The following is a 16894-nucleotide window of genomic DNA, read 5'->3' as shown; positions in this document are numbered from 1 at the left end:
GGTCTAGAGTCGTACGCGTACGCCGCGATTTGTTCAGCAGCGATCATCACCACGAGTGACAAGCCAGGATCCCCAGCCATGAACAACGCCAGTCGCGGCTTCTCTCTACGGGTGCTTATCGCGCTGGCCATCATGCTCAGCACCCTCGTACTAGGTGGGGTGCTCGCCTACAAAAGCTATGTGGGTATGCAGCAGGCGTTGCTCAGCGCCTCTGCAGACACTGCGCAGCAGCTGAGCCGCACCATCAACGAACGGGCCCGACGCTTGCTCGACCCGGCGCTCAGCTCTATCCAGTTACTGGCTTATGACCCGCTTTCCAAAGCCAGCACGTTAGCGCAGCGACTTGAGCGCTTGCCGTTGCTAGTGGCCAGCCTGAATGCCAACAAGATGCTCAGCGCGGTGTACGCAGGCTATCCAAACGGCGAATTCCTGCTGGTGCGCGTGCTGCGCGATGAGGCGGTCAAACAGCACCTGCAAGCGCCCACGGAGGCAGCCTACCTCGTCCAGAGCATCAGTCTCGATAATCGCGGACAACCGCTCGGCGAATGGCGCTTCTACGACGCGCAATTGTCGCTGCTGCAGCATCAGATCAAAGCCGATTACCACTTCGATCCGCGCACCCGCCCCTGGTTCGTCTCGGGCATGAACGCTGCGTCGACCGCTTTGACCAAGCCGTATGTGTTCTTCACCACCCGCGAGATCGGCCTGACCTTGTCGCAGCGCAGCATTGATGGCGCCGTCGTGCTGGGTATGGATGCTTCGGTGAATGACCTTGGCAGTGGCATTGATGACTTGAACATCAGCCCCGGCACTGAGATGGCAGTGGTGGACAGTTCGGGCACGGTGCTGACCTACCCGGATCTGCAACGGGTGTTGGTCCAGGAGGGTGAAAGCCTGCGGTTGTCGCGCCTTGATGAGTTAGGCGTGGACAGCCTGAATCAATTGTTCAACAACAATCAGCAAAGTACCGGCCCCAGACGCTACATGTCGGGAGGCCAGGCCTGGTATGGAATGCGCGTGCCGCTATCGACCTTTGCCCAACACGACATCCACTTGCTGATCGCTGTACCGGCTGCCGAGCTGCTGATCGGGGCACGCCAGATGCTGCTTGAACAAGTGCTGTGGACGGCGGCCTTGATCGTTTTGCTGCTGATTGTGGGCTGGTTACTCGCCCAACGTATTGCCAAGCCGCTGCAGAAGCTGACCCAGCAAGTACAGGCTCTGAGCAATTTTGATTTCAGCCGCAAGGTCGGTGTGAAATCACGGATCAACGAGGTTCGCGAACTGAGTCAGGTGCTTGGCAGCATGTCTCGCACCATTAACAACTTCCAGGCGATCACCCTAACCCTGAGCCGGGAAACGCACCTGGACAACATGCTCGGCGAGGTACTCGGGCAATTGGTGGAAGCCAGCGCAACCCGCTCGGGTGCGGTTTACCTGATTGCCGACGACACCGACACCCTGCAACTGGCGGCTCGTTCACAGGACGCCGAGTATCCTGGCGAACTGCAGCTGACTCGCCACAACCACGGCGATCTGGATGCCGCCGTCACGCACGCCCTGGGTGATCAGGCGCACTACCTGGCCGTTGCGCTGAACGACCGCGGCGAGCAATTGCTCGGTGTTCTGGTGCTGCAATTGGGGCAAGCCCAGCAACAAGCGGGCACTGTGCAGCAACCGTTCCGGCGCTTTGTTCAGGAGCTTTCCGGCGCGGCTGCAGTAGCGATCGAGACGCGGCAGCTGATCGAAGCGCAACAGCGCCTGCTCGACGCCATCATCAAGCTCCTGGCTGACGCCACGGATGCCAAAAGCCCCTATACCGGCGGGCATTGCCAACGGGTCCCGCAGCTCGCTGAAATGCTCATCGACAAGGTAATTGCGGCCCCGAGTGGTCCTTATGCCCACTACAGCATGAATGCAATGGAACGCTACGAGTTCAAGATTGCCGCGTGGCTGCATGACTGCGGCAAGGTGACCAGCCCGGAATATGTGGTCGACAAGGCCACCAAACTGGAGACGCTGTATAACCGCATCCACGAAATCCGCACGCGTTTTGAAGTGCTCTGGCGCGACGCTGAGCTGGATTATTGGAAGGGGGTAGCCGCAGGCGGCGATCAACCCGCACTGGAGCAGACGCTTCATAACCGACAGGCTGAACTGGAGGATGAGTTCAGCTTTATTGCTAACGCCAACATTGGTGGCGAGTTCATGTCTGACACGGATGTCGAACGTTTGCAGCAGATCGGAGCGCGGCACTGGTTACGGCATTTCGACAACCGTCTTGGCCTGTCCCGCGACGAAGCGCAGCGCCTGGCCGCCCAGCCAGCCGATGCCCTGCCAGCGCAAGAGCGCTTGCTGGCTGACCGTGACGATCACATCGTCCCCTGGGGCGAGCGCAAACCACCGGTAGTCAAAGGTGATCCGCGTAACCTCTGGGGCTTCGATATGCGTTTGCCGGCGCAAGCCTACAACTATGGCGAGCTGTACAACCTCAGCATCCGTCGCGGCACGTTAACGGATGAAGAGCGCTTCAAGATCAACGAACACATTGTGCAGACGATCATCATGCTCAACACCCTGCCCTTACCCCGTCACCTCAAACGGGTACCGAACATTGCCGGTAACCACCACGAAAAAATGGACGGCACCGGTTATCCACGGCGGCTACGCAAAGACGACATGAGCATTGCCGAGCGGGTGATTGCGATTGCCGACATTTTTGAGGCGTTAAGCGCAGCGGACCGCCCTTATAAAGCGTCAAAGACCCTGTCAGAGTCGTTGACGATCCTCAGCTACATGGCCCGTGACCATCACATTGATGCCGAGCTGTTTCGCTTGTTTCTCACCAGCGGCGTTTATCGCGAGTACGGTGAGAAATTCCTTCAGCCTGAACAGCTCGACGACGTGGATATCCAGGCGTACCTGACGGCACTGGATAAGGTTTAGCCGCATCCACTGCCAACCTATGCGAAAATAGCGGCGCTTTTGTTCACAGTGTGGAGATGTACAGTTTTGGTAATGCACTACTCAACCAGCGGCGACTCGGTCGCTTGCGGCCGCAATGGCAATAATCTCAGCAGCACTTCTGAAACCGACAAGGTTGATTGCAAGTCGTGCCAGCGTTCGCTGGACAAAGTCGACGCGGCCCCAGTCAAGAAAGCCACTCCTTCGTTGGCAGAGCTGCGCAAGCAGCGCCTTGCGAGTCAGGCAAGCCAGGCGAAGCCTTCTGCGTTCTGCTTCAAAGCCAGCTGGCGTGAACGCCTGACGGCCCAGGCCGATCGCTGCCGCTTGCCTCGAGGTGTTGCACCACAGGCATTCGTTTAAGCCTAGGCAAACACAAGACCACCCCACGGGGTGGTTTTTTTGTGCCCCCAGCCTGTAGGAGCGGGCTTGCCCCGCGATAGCGGTGTGTCAGGCAGATTGCGATCGCGGGGCAAGCCCGCTCCCACAGCTCCCACAGAAGAAGCCCATCCCAGCAGATTTTGGTCGGCGGAAAAGACAAAACCCCTACCTGCGTACGCAGATAGGGGTTTCGGAATTTAATCTTGACGATGACCTACTCTCACATGGGGAAACCCCACACTACCATCGGCGATGCATCGTTTCACTGCTGAGTTCGGGATGGGATCAGGTGGTTCCAATGCTCTATGGTCGTCAAGAAATTCTGTTGCCAGAAGGTCTTGTTAGACACTCCAGCGAATTGGGTATGTGACATTTGTGGTTTTGCAAACTTTCGGTGACTTTCGTCTTCACCACCACAATCTGCGTTGCAGATTGCTTGGGTGTTATATGGTCAAGCCTCACGGGCAATTAGTATTGGTTAGCTCAACGCCTCACAGCGCTTACACACCCAACCTATCAACGTCGTAGTCTTCGACGGCCCTTCAGGGAACTCAAGGTTCCAGTGAGATCTCATCTTGAGGCAAGTTTCCCGCTTAGATGCTTTCAGCGGTTATCTCTCCCGAACATAGCTACCCGGCAATGCCACTGGCGTGACAACCGGAACACCAGAGGTTCGTCCACTCCGGTCCTCTCGTACTAGGAGCAGCCCCTCTCAAATCTCAAACGTCCACGGCAGATAGGGACCGAACTGTCTCACGACGTTCTAAACCCAGCTCGCGTACCACTTTAAATGGCGAACAGCCATACCCTTGGGACCGGCTTCAGCCCCAGGATGTGATGAGCCGACATCGAGGTGCCAAACACCGCCGTCGATATGAACTCTTGGGCGGTATCAGCCTGTTATCCCCGGAGTACCTTTTATCCGTTGAGCGATGGCCCTTCCATACAGAACCACCGGATCACTAAGACCTACTTTCGTACCTGCTCGACGTGTCTGTCTCGCAGTCAAGCGCGCTTTTGCCTTTATACTCTACGACCGATTTCCGACCGGTCTGAGCGCACCTTCGTACTCCTCCGTTACTCTTTAGGAGGAGACCGCCCCAGTCAAACTACCCACCATACACTGTCCTCGATCCGGATAACGGACCTGAGTTAGAACCTCAAAGTTGCCAGGGTGGTATTTCAAGGATGGCTCCACGCGAACTGGCGTCCACGCTTCAAAGCCTCCCACCTATCCTACACAAGCAAATTCAAAGTCCAGTGCAAAGCTATAGTAAAGGTTCACGGGGTCTTTCCGTCTAGCCGCGGATACACTGCATCTTCACAGCGATTTCAATTTCACTGAGTCTCGGGTGGAGACAGCGCCGCCATCGTTACGCCATTCGTGCAGGTCGGAACTTACCCGACAAGGAATTTCGCTACCTTAGGACCGTTATAGTTACGGCCGCCGTTTACCGGGGCTTCGATCAAGAGCTTCGCGTTAGCTAACCCCATCAATTAACCTTCCGGCACCGGGCAGGCGTCACACCCTATACGTCCACTTTCGTGTTTGCAGAGTGCTGTGTTTTTAATAAACAGTCGCAGCGGCCTGGTATCTTCGACCGGCATGGGCTTACGGAGCAAGTCCTTCACCCTCACCGGCGCACCTTCTCCCGAAGTTACGGTGCCATTTTGCCTAGTTCCTTCACCCGAGTTCTCTCAAGCGCCTTGGTATTCTCTACCCAACCACCTGTGTCGGTTTGGGGTACGGTTCCTAGTTATCTGAAGCTTAGAAGCTTTTCTTGGAAGCATGGCATCAACCACTTCGTCGCCTAAAGGCAACTCGTCATCAGCTCTCGGCCTTAAGATCCCGGATTTACCTAAGATCTCAGCCTACCACCTTAAACTTGGACAACCAACGCCAAGCTGGCCTAGCCTTCTCCGTCCCTCCATCGCAATAACTAGAAGTACAGGAATATTAACCTGTTTTCCATCGACTACGCTTTTCAGCCTCGCCTTAGGGACCGACTAACCCTGCGTCGATTAACGTTGCGCAGGAAACCTTGGTCTTTCGGCGTGGGAGTTTTTCACTCCCATTGTCGTTACTCATGTCAGCATTCGCACTTCTGATACCTCCAGCAAGCTTCTCAACTCACCTTCACAGGCTTACAGAACGCTCCTCTACCGCGTCACCTAAGTGACACCCGTAGCTTCGGTGCATGGTTTGAGCCCCGTTACATCTTCCGCGCAGGCCGACTCGACTAGTGAGCTATTACGCTTTCTTTAAAGGGTGGCTGCTTCTAAGCCAACCTCCTAGCTGTCTAAGCCTTCCCACATCGTTTCCCACTTAACCATGACTTTGGGACCTTAGCTGACGGTCTGGGTTGTTTCCCTTTTCACGACGGACGTTAGCACCCGCCGTGTGTCTCCCATGCTCGGCACTTGTAGGTATTCGGAGTTTGCATCGGTTTGGTAAGTCGGGATGACCCCCTAGCCGAAACAGTGCTCTACCCCCTACAGTGATACATGAGGCGCTACCTAAATAGCTTTCGAGGAGAACCAGCTATCTCCGAGCTTGATTAGCCTTTCACTCCGATCCACAGGTCATCCGCTAACTTTTCAACGGTAGTCGGTTCGGTCCTCCAGTCAGTGTTACCTAACCTTCAACCTGCCCATGGATAGATCGCCCGGTTTCGGGTCTATACCCAGCGACTAAACGCCCTATTAAGACTCGCTTTCGCTACGCCTCCCCTATTCGGTTAAGCTCGCCACTGAATATAAGTCGCTGACCCATTATACAAAAGGTACGCAGTCACCTAACAAAGTAGGCTCCCACTGCTTGTACGCATACGGTTTCAGGTTCTATTTCACTCCCCTCTCCGGGGTTCTTTTCGCCTTTCCCTCACGGTACTGGTTCACTATCGGTCAGTCAGTAGTATTTAGCCTTGGAGGATGGTCCCCCCATATTCAGACAAAGTTTCTCGTGCTCCGTCCTACTCGATTTCATGACTAAGAGATTTTCGCGTACAGGGCTATCACCCACTATGGCCGCACTTTCCAGAGCGTTCCGCTAATCTCAAAGCCACTTAAGGGCTAGTCCCCGTTCGCTCGCCACTACTAAGGGAATCTCGGTTGATTTCTTTTCCTCAGGGTACTTAGATGTTTCAGTTCCCCTGGTTCGCCTCTTGCACCTATGTATTCAGTACAAGATACTCAGCTTATGCTGAGTGGGTTCCCCCATTCAGAGATCTCCGGATCAAAGTCTGTTTGCCGACTCCCCGAAGCTTATCGCAGGCTACCACGTCTTTCATCGCCTCTGACTGCCAAGGCATCCACCGTATGCGCTTCTTCACTTGACCATATAACCCCAAGCAATCTGGTTATACTGTGAAGACGACATTCGCCGAAAATTCGCAATACTCTTAAAGTCTTAAGAGAAACTCACAAATTTTACCTTAGCCTGAATAAACACCAGTGAAAGTGTCATTCAGTCTATTTCTATCACATACCCAAATTTTTAAAGAACGATTCTGAAAAAGTTCAGAAATCAATATTCGACGCGAATATTCATTTCTAAGCTTTGACACGGTAGCACTACCAAGCGGTAGGGGGTGGTGGAGCCAAGCGGGATCGAACCGCTGACCTCCTGCGTGCAAGGCAGGCGCTCTCCCAGCTGAGCTATGGCCCCAACAAGAAACTGGTGGGTCTGGGCAGATTCGAACTGCCGACCTCACCCTTATCAGGGGTGCGCTCTAACCAACTGAGCTACAGACCCAGTTAAGAGCTGTTACCGATATCGTCTTCTTCAATGAATCAAGCAATTCGTGTGGGAGCTTATGAAACAGCTGATGTCGTCGATTAAGGAGGTGATCCAGCCGCAGGTTCCCCTACGGCTACCTTGTTACGACTTCACCCCAGTCATGAATCACACCGTGGTAACCGTCCTCCCGAAGGTTAGACTAGCTACTTCTGGTGCAACCCACTCCCATGGTGTGACGGGCGGTGTGTACAAGGCCCGGGAACGTATTCACCGCGACATTCTGATTCGCGATTACTAGCGATTCCGACTTCACGCAGTCGAGTTGCAGACTGCGATCCGGACTACGATCGGTTTTGTGAGATTAGCTCCACCTCGCGGCTTGGCAACCCTCTGTACCGACCATTGTAGCACGTGTGTAGCCCAGGCCGTAAGGGCCATGATGACTTGACGTCATCCCCACCTTCCTCCGGTTTGTCACCGGCAGTCTCCTTAGAGTGCCCACCATAACGTGCTGGTAACTAAGGACAAGGGTTGCGCTCGTTACGGGACTTAACCCAACATCTCACGACACGAGCTGACGACAGCCATGCAGCACCTGTGTCAGAGTTCCCGAAGGCACCAATCCATCTCTGGAAAGTTCCCTGCATGTCAAGGCCTGGTAAGGTTCTTCGCGTTGCTTCGAATTAAACCACATGCTCCACCGCTTGTGCGGGCCCCCGTCAATTCATTTGAGTTTTAACCTTGCGGCCGTACTCCCCAGGCGGTCAACTTAATGCGTTAGCTGCGCCACTAAAATCTCAAGGATTCCAACGGCTAGTTGACATCGTTTACGGCGTGGACTACCAGGGTATCTAATCCTGTTTGCTCCCCACGCTTTCGCACCTCAGTGTCAGTATGAGCCCAGGTGGTCGCCTTCGCCACTGGTGTTCCTTCCTATATCTACGCATTTCACCGCTACACAGGAAATTCCACCACCCTCTGCCCTACTCTAGCTCGCCAGTTTTGGATGCAGTTCCCAGGTTGAGCCCGGGGATTTCACATCCAACTTAACGAACCACCTACGCGCGCTTTACGCCCAGTAATTCCGATTAACGCTTGCACCCTCTGTATTACCGCGGCTGCTGGCACAGAGTTAGCCGGTGCTTATTCTGTCGGTAACGTCAAAACAGCAAGGTATTAACTTACTGCCCTTCCTCCCAACTTAAAGTGCTTTACAATCCGAAGACCTTCTTCACACACGCGGCATGGCTGGATCAGGCTTTCGCCCATTGTCCAATATTCCCCACTGCTGCCTCCCGTAGGAGTCTGGACCGTGTCTCAGTTCCAGTGTGACTGATCATCCTCTCAGACCAGTTACGGATCGTCGCCTTGGTGAGCCTTTACCTCACCAACTAGCTAATCCGACCTAGGCTCATCTGATAGCGCAAGGCCCGAAGGTCCCCTGCTTTCTCCCGTAGGACGTATGCGGTATTAGCGTTCCTTTCGAAACGTTGTCCCCCACTACCAGGCAGATTCCTAGGCATTACTCACCCGTCCGCCGCTGAATCGAAGAGCAAGCTCTTCTCATCCGCTCGACTTGCATGTGTTAGGCCTGCCGCCAGCGTTCAATCTGAGCCATGATCAAACTCTTCAGTTCAATACTGCTTGGGTTTTGAGAAAACCCTAAACTTGGCTCAGCAATCTCAAATGACTAAATTTGAAATCTTTCGATTTCCGTGTAGTCACTTGTGATGCTGATAATCTTTTTGACTATCAGTCTGAGTCACAAGCACCCACACGAATTGCTTGATTCGATTGTTAAAGAGCGTTTGGCTGAAGCCTTTCGCTTCAACCGAGGCGCGCATTCTACGCTTTCCTCAGATCCTGTCAAGCGTTTATTTTGAAGTTTTTCAGAATTTCTCTTTCAACTTCAACCGCTTAACTCGCTGCGATCTCTCGTCAGCGGGAGGCGAATTCTACAGCGTTTCAATTCGCTGTCAACCACCTTTTTCACCGCTGTCGATCTTTCGATCGAAGCCCCTCCGGCACTACCTTGAACATCTAACTCGTTGAATCTCAAGGAGTTTTCCGTTCCGACTGCGCCGGAAGTGGGGCGAATTATAGAGAGATCTGAGGGGGCGTCAAGCACTTATTTCAACTTTCTTCCCAGATAGCCCAACTTGCATTTAATACACCGCCCTCAGGCAACTAATCGGGCTTGGCGCTGATCTGTAGTAAAGGCATCCCACGCGAGCCACTGCCATGAGTAAGACTGAAAGCAGCAAGACCCCTGGCCTGTCGGCAGATGAAGAGCAGGAAGTCAGTCAGAACCAACCGCCGCGCGCTGCCGTGCTGCACGAGATCATTCGCTACCAGGGCGATCAGGAGCTCGAGCGCACGATCGCTGCGCTGTGGTGGTCGGCGCTGGCCGCCGGGCTCAGCATGGGGCTATCGATGATGGCCATGGGATTGTTCTATGCCCGGCTACCAGACAGCGACAGCAGTCAGGTGATTGCCAGCCTTGGTTACTCAGCCGGATTTCTGGCTGTGATTCTGGCGCGTCAGCAACTGTTTACCGAAAACACCCTCACAGCAGTGCTGCCGGTGATGACTACGCCGACACCCCGTAACTTCGGCCGACTGCTGCGCTTATGGTCCATTGTGCTGCTTGGCAACCTGGCCGGCACCATGCTGGTGTCCTATGTAATGCTGAACCTGCCGATTTTCGACACCAAGGCCGACGAAGCCTTTCTCGACATTGGCCGCAAGGTGCTGGAGAACGAATGGGGCCAGATGTTCGCCAAAGGCATCATCTCTGGCTGGATGATTGCCACCATGGTGTGGATGATCCCGTCCATGGAGCACGCGAAAATCTGGATCATCCTGATGATCACCTACTTGATGGCCTTGGGGGACTTCACCCACATCGTCGTCGGCTCGGTGGAAATCTCTTACCTTGTGTGGGCCAAAGAGATCGGCTGGGAGGTGTTCTGGCTAGACTTCGCCGCCCCCACGCTGGTGGGCAACATCATCGGCGGCAGCTTTATCTTTGCCTTGATCAGCCATGCCCAGGTGCGTAGCGACAGCGGCACGCCCGCACCACAGCCACCAGTAGCGGATAACAAAAAGCCGCGTGCCAGCTCAAAGCACTAGGTCGCCGTGCCTACCACTGCTTCATCGCCATTGCCCGCTCGCTACCTTCATGCGGGTTACGCAGCGGCTTGGGTAACCACCAGGCCGGGCCGGTGTGCGGCTGATCCAGGCTGACCCGTTCGCCCATCTGCGGTGTACTGAGCGGCACTTGGGCAGCATTGGCCAAGGCCAGAATGCGGTCGAACGGCTCATGCCAGCTGTGCACGGAAAGGTCGAACGTACCGTTATGCACCGGCAGCAGCCAACGCCCGCGTAAATCCAGATGGGCCTGCAGGCTTTGTTCAGGCTGCATGTGCACATTGGGCCACTCAAGGTTGTAGGCACCGGTTTCCATCAAGGTCATGTCGAAGGGGCCGTACTGTTCGCCGATCTGCTTGAAGCCGTCGAAGTAGCCGGTGTCGCCGCTGAAGAACAACCGCAGGTTTTCATCCAGGATGACCCAAGACGCCCACAGCGTACTATTGCTGTCGAACAGACCACGTCCGGAAAAGTGCTGCGCCGGTGTGGCAACAAAACGAATGCCTGCAACCTGGGTCTCCTGCCACCAGTCCAGTTGCCGAACCTTGGCTGTGGCTACACCCCATTCAATCAACAAGTCCCCTACCCCTTTCGGTGCGAGGAAGAACTCGGCCTGATCGGCCAGCTGACGTATTGTCTGCTCATCGAGATGGTCGTAGTGGTCATGGGACAGAATCACCGCGGTCAGCGGCGGTAAATCTTCCAGTTTGATCGGTGGTTGGTGAAAACGCTGGGGACCCGCCCACTGCACTGGCGAGGCGCGTTCGGCAAACACCGGGTCGGTAATAAAGAAGCGTTCATGCAGCTTGAGCAATACCGTGGAATGCCCCAGGCGCCACAGGCTGCGATCCGGAGCGTCGATCAGCTGCTGGCGGCTCAAGGGCTGCACAGCGATCTCCACCTCAGGGCGGGTTCCGGGCGGCTTGCCCATGAACAGAAACTTCAGGCCGATGCGCAGTTTTTTGAACACGCTGTCTTGCGGTAACTGGCGCTGATTATGATATCGCCCATCCTGGTACGGTGCCGGATCACCGGCCTTGGGAGTCAAGGGGGCCATAAATAGAAGCACTCCAAGGATGAGGGCGAGTTTCATAGTACCCCAAGGTGGCTGCATCAACCGTGAAATGGCTTGTAAGGCCATTTTTCAATAGCCTGTGATTGTCCAACAATATTGACACTTTTTATGCGATAAACGGCGCCCCGGAATAGGCCAGCACCATGATGGATAATAGAAGCGGCAAGGGACTTTCATTCGTCAGGAGAATATACCTGCCGCGCATTGTTGGCCTGGGCATCGGAATGCTCAGCGTCATGGCCGGTATTTCCACCCTGCAGATGCCTACTTGGGTGTGGGGGCTATTGCTGTTCAATGGTCTGCTCTGGCCGCACCTGGCCTATCAATTGGCGCGACGTGCAGCCGTCCCGTACAACGCCGAGTACCGTAACCTGCTGCTCGATTCGTTCATGGGCGGATTCTGGACCGCTGCCCTGCAGTTCAATCCCCTGCCCAGCGTGACCATCCTGGCGATGATGACGATGAACAACTTTGCCGCCGGCGGCCAGCGCCTGTTCTTCAGGGGATTGCTGGCCCAAGGCCTGGGGGCAGGATTTTCGATGGCCTTGTTTGGCGCCCACGTGCAATTGCAAGCTACGCCGCTGCAGGTATATGCCTGCCTGCCGATGCTGACGCTTTACCCGATGGCCGTTGGCTGGGTCTGCTATACGCTGGCGATGAAGCTTGCCGAACATAAACGCCGGCTCAGCGCCTTGAGCCGCACCGACAGTCTGACCGGCCTGCTGAACCACGGCTCATGGAAGGACATGCTGCAGCTCAAGTTCCAGATCTGCCAGCAGCAGCACTGCCAGGCGGTGATCGCGATCATCGATATCGATCACTTCAAAAGCATCAACGATACGTACGGCCATGTGGTGGGTGACTGCGTACTCAGCCAACTGAGCAGCGAGCTTAAACGCAGCCTGCGAGAAGAGGATCTGGCGGGCCGCTATGGCGGTGACGAATTCTGCCTGATTCTGCCCAGCACCAACCTGGAGCAGGCCAAACGGGCCATGGAGCGCTTGCGCGAGCGGGTCGGCAGCTACCGCAATCCACAACTGCCGGAGCTGCGCATCAGCTTGAGTATTGGCCTGGCCAGCTACCGCGAGGGTTTGAGCGACGCCGAAGCCTGGCTCAACGAAGCCGATAGAGCCTTGTATTCGGCGAAGAAAAGCGGGCGCAACCAGGTCAACTTCTGCCAACCGGCGTTGACCACGCTGAACCCGGCCTACCCCGACTGAACGCTCGCTGCGCGCCCGATGAAGCGGAAACTACGCGCGTAAACGCCGTTGCGCGGCGATTTCCGGCAAGTCACGGCGGCGCAGGTAAACGCGCAATGGCTCACTGACGTTCAGGCGCTCATCGACATTCTGCGCCAGGAGGATTTCGATGAGTGCACGGCTCAGTGTCATGACGTCGCCCTCCCCCGCCTTCCAGACGAATTCGTTGCTGGGAGTGATGCTGTCATCGGCAACGTCCATGCCGAAGGAGTCTTCACTGAAACGCACGATGTGCTTGCCAAACTTGCGATGAAATCCGACAAAGCCCTTGAGCTGGTCGGCGGCGGCACAAATGTCCTGTGATGTGATCTGCATGTCAAACCTCACTGAAGCCCCTTGGGGGCGAGGGAAAGGGATTGGCACGCTGGGCATTGCTGGCTGTTCTCTGGCGGAACGGCTCTGGCCCCAAGGTTAATGGAAAATACTGACCAGCCGTTACGGATTTCTCACCCGATTCGAACCTGCTCGCTAGACTTAAGCCACACTGGCTGTTCAGGTCACCTGCTACTGTGGATGGTTCATGAGCAACGCTATTACCTCCGACATCGCCACAATAGGCCGCATCAATGTGGTACCGGCTATTTTGCAGGTGATCTGCGAATCCACCGGGATGCGTTTTGCTGCGGTGACACGGGTCACCGATGACAGCTGGACGGCGTGTGCCGTGCTCGACCTGTTGGGGTTTGGCTTGAAGGCGGGTGAGGAGCTGGACCTGAGGACCACCTTGTGCCACGAAATTCGCGGCAGTCATCAGACCATCGTCATCGATAAAGCCAGCGAAGACGAGCTGTACTGCAACCACCAAACCCCTCGTATCTATCAATTCGAAAGTTACATATCGGTACCGGTGTTCCGTACCGATGGCAGCTTTTTCGGCACCATCTGCGCCTTTGACCCCCTACCCGCAGCCCTTAAAGGCAGTGCCATCCAGCCGATGATGGAGTCTTTCGCGCGCTTGCTGTCGATCCAGATCGAGAGCGAGGAAAGCGCTCAGAAAACCGAAGAGGCCCTGCAAAAAGAACGGGCCATGGCTGAGCTACGCGAACAATTCATTGCCGTACTGGGCCATGATCTGCGCAATCCACTGTTTGCGATCACCGCCGGGGCTGAGCTTTTGACCCAACGCCTGCAGGAGGAAAAAAGCCGCACGATTGCCCAGCACATCCTCACCTGCGGGCGGCGTGCTACGCAGTTGGTCCGCGACATTCTCGATTTTGCCCGCGGACGCCTGGGCAATGGCATTACCGTCAATATCCAGCCTTGCCCAGACCTGGGCGATGCCATCAGGCATGTTGCTTCAGAACTGCAACGTATCCACCCACAACGGCAGATCGACCTGCAGATTGGCGACTTGAGTGATGTTAACTGTGACCGCGAACGCGTCACCCAATTGCTCTCCAACCTGATCGCCAACGCGCTGACCCATGGTGCTCAGGATCAACCGGTAAAAGTCAGCGCTCAGATACGTGACCAGTCCCTGTTACTCGGGGTTCACAACTTTGGCGCTCCAATCTCCCCGCAGGTGCTGGCACAGATGTTCCAGCCCTTCTCCCACCCACTGAATGACGCAGTACAGCCCGGATTGGGGCTGGGTCTGTACATCGCCAACCAGATCGCTCTGGCGCATGGCGGGCGTCTGGATGTGATTTCAAGCCAGGAAGCCGGGACGCTGTTCAGTTTCCACATGCCACTGGATCCAGGCGCGGCTCAAGCAACGCCGCCAGCCAATCCATGAAGGCACGCACGCGGGGCGGCAGGTGCTGCTGCCGGGCATACAGCAACGACACCGGCAACGGCGGCGGAACGAAATCAGGCAACAGGGTGACCAACTCGCCACGCTGCAAATAGCTTTGCAAACCCGCCAATGGCGCTTGGATCAAGCCAAGGCCGGCAAGGCAGGCACTCTCGTAAGCTTCGCTACTGTTGACGGTGATCGCCCCGGCCATCGGCTGAACCTGCAGGGTACCGGCTTGCAGGTACTCGAAGCCCGGGCTACGGCTGCCCAGGTTTTTCACATAGTGGATCAAACGATGGTGCTGCAGGTCTGCCAGGCTCTGAGGCGCACCATGGCGCTGCAAATAGGCCGGGCTGGCGCAATTGACTTGCAGCATCTGCCCCAGTGGCCGGGCGATCAGGTCAAGGTCACTCAAGGTGCCAATGCGCAGCACGCAGTCGAAGCCCTCGCGCAGCAGGTCGACCTGGCGATCCGTGCAACTGATCTCCAGCTCGACGTCCGGATGGCAATCAACGAATGACGGCAGGTTAGGCAAGATGATGCGCCGCGCGATCAGCGTCGGCAGGTCAATCCGCAAACGGCCGGCCAGCGCCGCCTGGTCGCTGTGGAACAGGCCTTCGATCTCATCCATACGCGCCAACAGCTCTTTGCTACGCTCGTACAGCTGCAAGCCATCCTGAGTGGCCTGGACCCGTCGCGTAGTGCGGTTGAGCAGCCGCGTCCCAAGCAATGCCTCCAAGGCCCGGATCTGCTCGGAGACCGTCGATCGCGGAAGCCCCAAGCGCTCTCCGGCCAGGGTAAAGCTCGATAACTCGCTGACCCGGACAAAGGTACGCAGCAACTCCAACTTGTTCATGGGTGCAGGCTCGATTGTTCGCAAGTACCGACCAGTATTTCCGAAATGCATGGATTTATCAGCAGTAAACCGACCAATAGACTTTCCTCGACACCCCGCCCTTCGAGGTACAGCACATGAACCGCAAAATCGCATTGATCACTGGCGCCAGCCGCGGCCTGGGTAAAAACACCGCGCAACACCTGGCCGCCCAAGGCATCGACATCATCGGCACTTACCACAGCAAGGCCGAGGAAGCTCAGGCGCTGGTACAGGCGCTGGAGCAACAGGGTGTACGTGCCGCCATGCTGCAACTGGATGTGAGTGATAGCGCAGGTTTTGAAGATTTCGCCCGGCAATTGCAGCAAACCCTCTCGTCAGTGTTTGGCCGCAGCAACCTGGACTATCTGGTGAACAATGCCGGCATCGGCATCCATGTACCGTTCAGCGAAACCACCGAGGCGCAATTCGAGCAACTCTGCAACATTCAGCTCAAGGGGCCGTTTTTCCTCACTCAGCGCCTGCTGCCGCTGATTGCCGACCACGGCCGCATCGTCAATATTTCCACCGGCCTGACGCGCTTTGCCCTGCCCGGCTACGCCGCTTATGCGGCGATGAAGGGGGCGATGGAAGTGCTGACCCGCTATCAGGCCAAAGAGCTGGGTGCACGCGGGATCCGTGTCAACATTCTGGCCCCCGGCGCGATCGAAACCGACTTTGGTGGCGGTGTGGTGCGCGACAACGCCGACGTTAACGGCTTTATTGCCAGCAATACCGCCCTGGGACGAGTGGGCGTGCCAGACGATATCGGCGCGGCTATTGCCCTGTTGCTTGGCGATGGCGGTGGCTGGATCAATGGCCAGCGCCTGGAAGTGTCCGGCGGCATGTTCCTCTAACCGGCCGGTACACCGCCCAAGGCTTGATAGAGTTGCTCAAGCACTGGCAGTTGCAAGGCTTGAGCAGCAAAGCACAACCCTACCCGACGGCTCAGGGCCGAGCCTTGGCACGGGCGCCATTGCAAGCCGGGATGGCGCTCGACCAACGACTGCGGCAACAACGCCGCGCCCAATCCAGCGGCCACCATTGGCACCACCTGCTGCAAAGAAGCGGCATGGCCGACCTGCTCGTCGTTGCCATAGAAACCAAGCAAACGTTGATGGGAAATGTGCTGTGGGCAGGTAATCCACTGGTTAACCGGGTTGCTGCCAGTGGCCATGGCAAACACAAACGGCTCCTCCCACAACGCCAGAAACAACTCGTCCTCGCAGCACAGCGCTTCTACCCCGAGCCGCGCATCGCCGGTACAGCCGTCGAGCAGGGTCAATTGCACAGTGGGCAGCGCTTGAGTGGCCAAACGCACGAACGCCTCGACCTGGCTAACGGCGATATCTGCTTCTATACCCAATTGCAACGCCACACGATCCTGAGGCTCGCGAAAGCACCGGCTCAACGCCTGGGCTTGGGCCACCATGCGCTGAGCCTGCGGGTACAACTGACGGGCCTGCTCGCTGACCTCAACACCGCGTGCCTGGCGCAGGAACAAGGCCACGCCCAACTCCTCTTCGAGCTGGCGAATGGTCACCGACAAGGTGGGCTGGGCAACACACAGACGCTGAGCGGCCAGGGTGATGTTGCGCTCCTCGAACACCGCGAGAAACGCCTTCAGATGGCGAATATCCATAGCTAATTCCGATGCCAGCCAGAGAAACAAGCAGTTTTTCAGGGCAAACCCAAGCCAATACACTTGAGCCATTCAAAA

10 protein-coding genes, 2 tRNA genes and 3 rRNA genes are annotated in these 16894 nt (G+C 56.3%); 6 read left to right on the top strand and 9 right to left on the bottom strand.

Translation table 11 applies throughout. From position 1 onward, the window contains the following. Positions 1-78: 78 nt before the first annotated feature. The gene (locus tag ACP6KB_RS06510; RefSeq protein ID WP_442112648.1) at positions 79-2946 is read left to right on the top strand and encodes an HD domain-containing phosphohydrolase; all 2868 of its coding nucleotides are present in this window, start codon (positions 79-81) and stop codon (positions 2944-2946) included. A 72-nt stretch (positions 2947-3018) separates the two neighbouring features. Continuing rightward, positions 3019-3324, top strand: coding sequence for a hypothetical protein (locus tag ACP6KB_RS06505; protein WP_442112646.1), 306 nt, complete (start codon positions 3019-3021; stop codon positions 3322-3324). 219 nt (positions 3325-3543) lie between these two features. Here the strand turns inward: ACP6KB_RS06505 and rrf are convergent. The 5 genes from rrf to ACP6KB_RS06480 form a co-directional block, all read right to left on the bottom strand. After that, positions 3544-3659 (bottom strand): 5S ribosomal RNA (gene rrf / locus ACP6KB_RS06500). A gap of 130 nt (positions 3660-3789) precedes the next feature. Further along, positions 3790-6680 (bottom strand): 23S ribosomal RNA (locus tag ACP6KB_RS06495). A 253-nt stretch (positions 6681-6933) separates the two neighbouring features. Beyond that, positions 6934-7009 (bottom strand) — tRNA-Ala (locus ACP6KB_RS06490). A gap of 10 nt (positions 7010-7019) precedes the next feature. After that, positions 7020-7096, bottom strand: a tRNA-Ile gene (locus ACP6KB_RS06485). An 84-nt stretch (positions 7097-7180) separates the two neighbouring features. Then, positions 7181-8717 (bottom strand): 16S ribosomal RNA (locus ACP6KB_RS06480). The 16S, 23S and 5S rRNA genes sit together here with 2 tRNA genes alongside, the layout of an rRNA operon. Positions 8718-9322: 605 nt before the next feature. Here ACP6KB_RS06480 and ACP6KB_RS06475 point away from each other — a divergent pair. Then, entirely contained in the window at positions 9323-10213 is an 891-nt protein-coding gene (locus tag ACP6KB_RS06475; RefSeq protein ID WP_442112644.1) for a formate/nitrite transporter family protein, read from the top strand. Positions 10214-10223: 10 nt separating this feature from the next. Here ACP6KB_RS06475 and ACP6KB_RS06470 read toward each other — a convergent pair whose 3' ends face one another. After that, a complete protein-coding gene (locus tag ACP6KB_RS06470) occupies positions 10224-11324 on the bottom strand; it encodes an MBL fold metallo-hydrolase (protein WP_442112642.1) in 1101 nt (366 codons plus the stop codon). 125 nt (positions 11325-11449) lie between these two features. Between ACP6KB_RS06470 and ACP6KB_RS06465 the strand changes: the two genes are divergently transcribed. After that, a complete protein-coding gene (locus ACP6KB_RS06465) occupies positions 11450-12526 on the top strand; it encodes a diguanylate cyclase (RefSeq protein WP_442112640.1) in 1077 nt (358 codons plus the stop codon). Positions 12527-12556: 30 nt separating this feature from the next. Here ACP6KB_RS06465 and ACP6KB_RS06460 read toward each other — a convergent pair whose 3' ends face one another. Next, positions 12557-12880, bottom strand: a complete 324-nt coding sequence (locus ACP6KB_RS06460) for a DUF2025 family protein (protein ID WP_442112638.1) — start codon at positions 12878-12880, stop codon at positions 12557-12559. A 205-nt stretch (positions 12881-13085) separates the two neighbouring features. On the opposite strand from ACP6KB_RS06460, the gene ACP6KB_RS06455 reads away from it, so the two are divergent. Further along, positions 13086-14300, top strand: a complete 1215-nt coding sequence (locus ACP6KB_RS06455; protein WP_442112636.1) for a GAF domain-containing sensor histidine kinase — start codon at positions 13086-13088, stop codon at positions 14298-14300. On the opposite strand, the gene ACP6KB_RS06450 is transcribed toward ACP6KB_RS06455, so the two are convergent. After that, positions 14239-15156: a LysR family transcriptional regulator gene (locus tag ACP6KB_RS06450; protein WP_442112634.1), complete on the bottom strand. Its 918-nt coding sequence runs from the start codon at positions 15154-15156 to the stop codon at positions 14239-14241. The two genes, ACP6KB_RS06455 and ACP6KB_RS06450, sit on opposite strands and share 62 nt — an antisense overlap. A gap of 116 nt (positions 15157-15272) precedes the next feature. Between ACP6KB_RS06450 and ACP6KB_RS06445 the strand changes: the two genes are divergently transcribed. Further along, positions 15273-16031, top strand: a complete 759-nt coding sequence (locus ACP6KB_RS06445) for an SDR family NAD(P)-dependent oxidoreductase (RefSeq protein WP_442112632.1) — start codon at positions 15273-15275, stop codon at positions 16029-16031. On the opposite strand, the gene ACP6KB_RS06440 is transcribed toward ACP6KB_RS06445, so the two are convergent. After that, positions 16028-16816 (bottom strand): LysR family transcriptional regulator, encoded by a 789-nt coding sequence (locus tag ACP6KB_RS06440; RefSeq protein WP_442112630.1) that lies wholly within the window; start codon positions 16814-16816, stop codon positions 16028-16030. The two genes, ACP6KB_RS06445 and ACP6KB_RS06440, sit on opposite strands and share 4 nt — an antisense overlap. Between the last annotated feature and the right edge of the window lie 78 nt (positions 16817-16894).

It is taken from the genome of Pseudomonas sp. NUPR-001 (assembly GCF_052147955.1).
GTDB lineage: Bacteria > Pseudomonadota > Gammaproteobacteria > Pseudomonadales > Pseudomonadaceae > Aquipseudomonas.
Note: the sequence above shows the minus strand (reverse complement) of the source record. Positions and strands in the feature narration are given on the sequence as shown.

Bases quoted from the DNA above. Each gene is read 5' to 3' on its own strand.
- ACP6KB_RS06455 (WP_442112636.1), top strand. From the start codon at position 13,086: ATGAGCAACGCTATTACCTCCGACATCGCCACAATAGGCCGCATCAAT.
- ACP6KB_RS06510 (WP_442112648.1), top strand. From the start codon at position 79: ATGAACAACGCCAGTCGCGGCTTCTCTCTACGGGTGCTTATCGCGCTG.
- ACP6KB_RS06465 (WP_442112640.1), top strand. From the start codon at position 11,450: ATGATGGATAATAGAAGCGGCAAGGGACTTTCATTCGTCAGGAGAATA.
- ACP6KB_RS06440 (WP_442112630.1), bottom strand. From the start codon at position 16,816: ATGGATATTCGCCATCTGAAGGCGTTTCTCGCGGTGTTCGAGGAGCGC.
- ACP6KB_RS06445 (WP_442112632.1), top strand. From the start codon at position 15,273: ATGAACCGCAAAATCGCATTGATCACTGGCGCCAGCCGCGGCCTGGGT.
- ACP6KB_RS06470 (WP_442112642.1), bottom strand. From the start codon at position 11,324: ATGAAACTCGCCCTCATCCTTGGAGTGCTTCTATTTATGGCCCCCTTG.
- ACP6KB_RS06460 (WP_442112638.1), bottom strand. From the start codon at position 12,880: ATGCAGATCACATCACAGGACATTTGTGCCGCCGCCGACCAGCTCAAG.
- ACP6KB_RS06505 (WP_442112646.1), top strand. From the start codon at position 3,019: ATGCACTACTCAACCAGCGGCGACTCGGTCGCTTGCGGCCGCAATGGC.
- ACP6KB_RS06475 (WP_442112644.1), top strand. From the start codon at position 9,323: ATGAGTAAGACTGAAAGCAGCAAGACCCCTGGCCTGTCGGCAGATGAA.
- ACP6KB_RS06450 (WP_442112634.1), bottom strand. From the start codon at position 15,156: ATGAACAAGTTGGAGTTGCTGCGTACCTTTGTCCGGGTCAGCGAGTTA.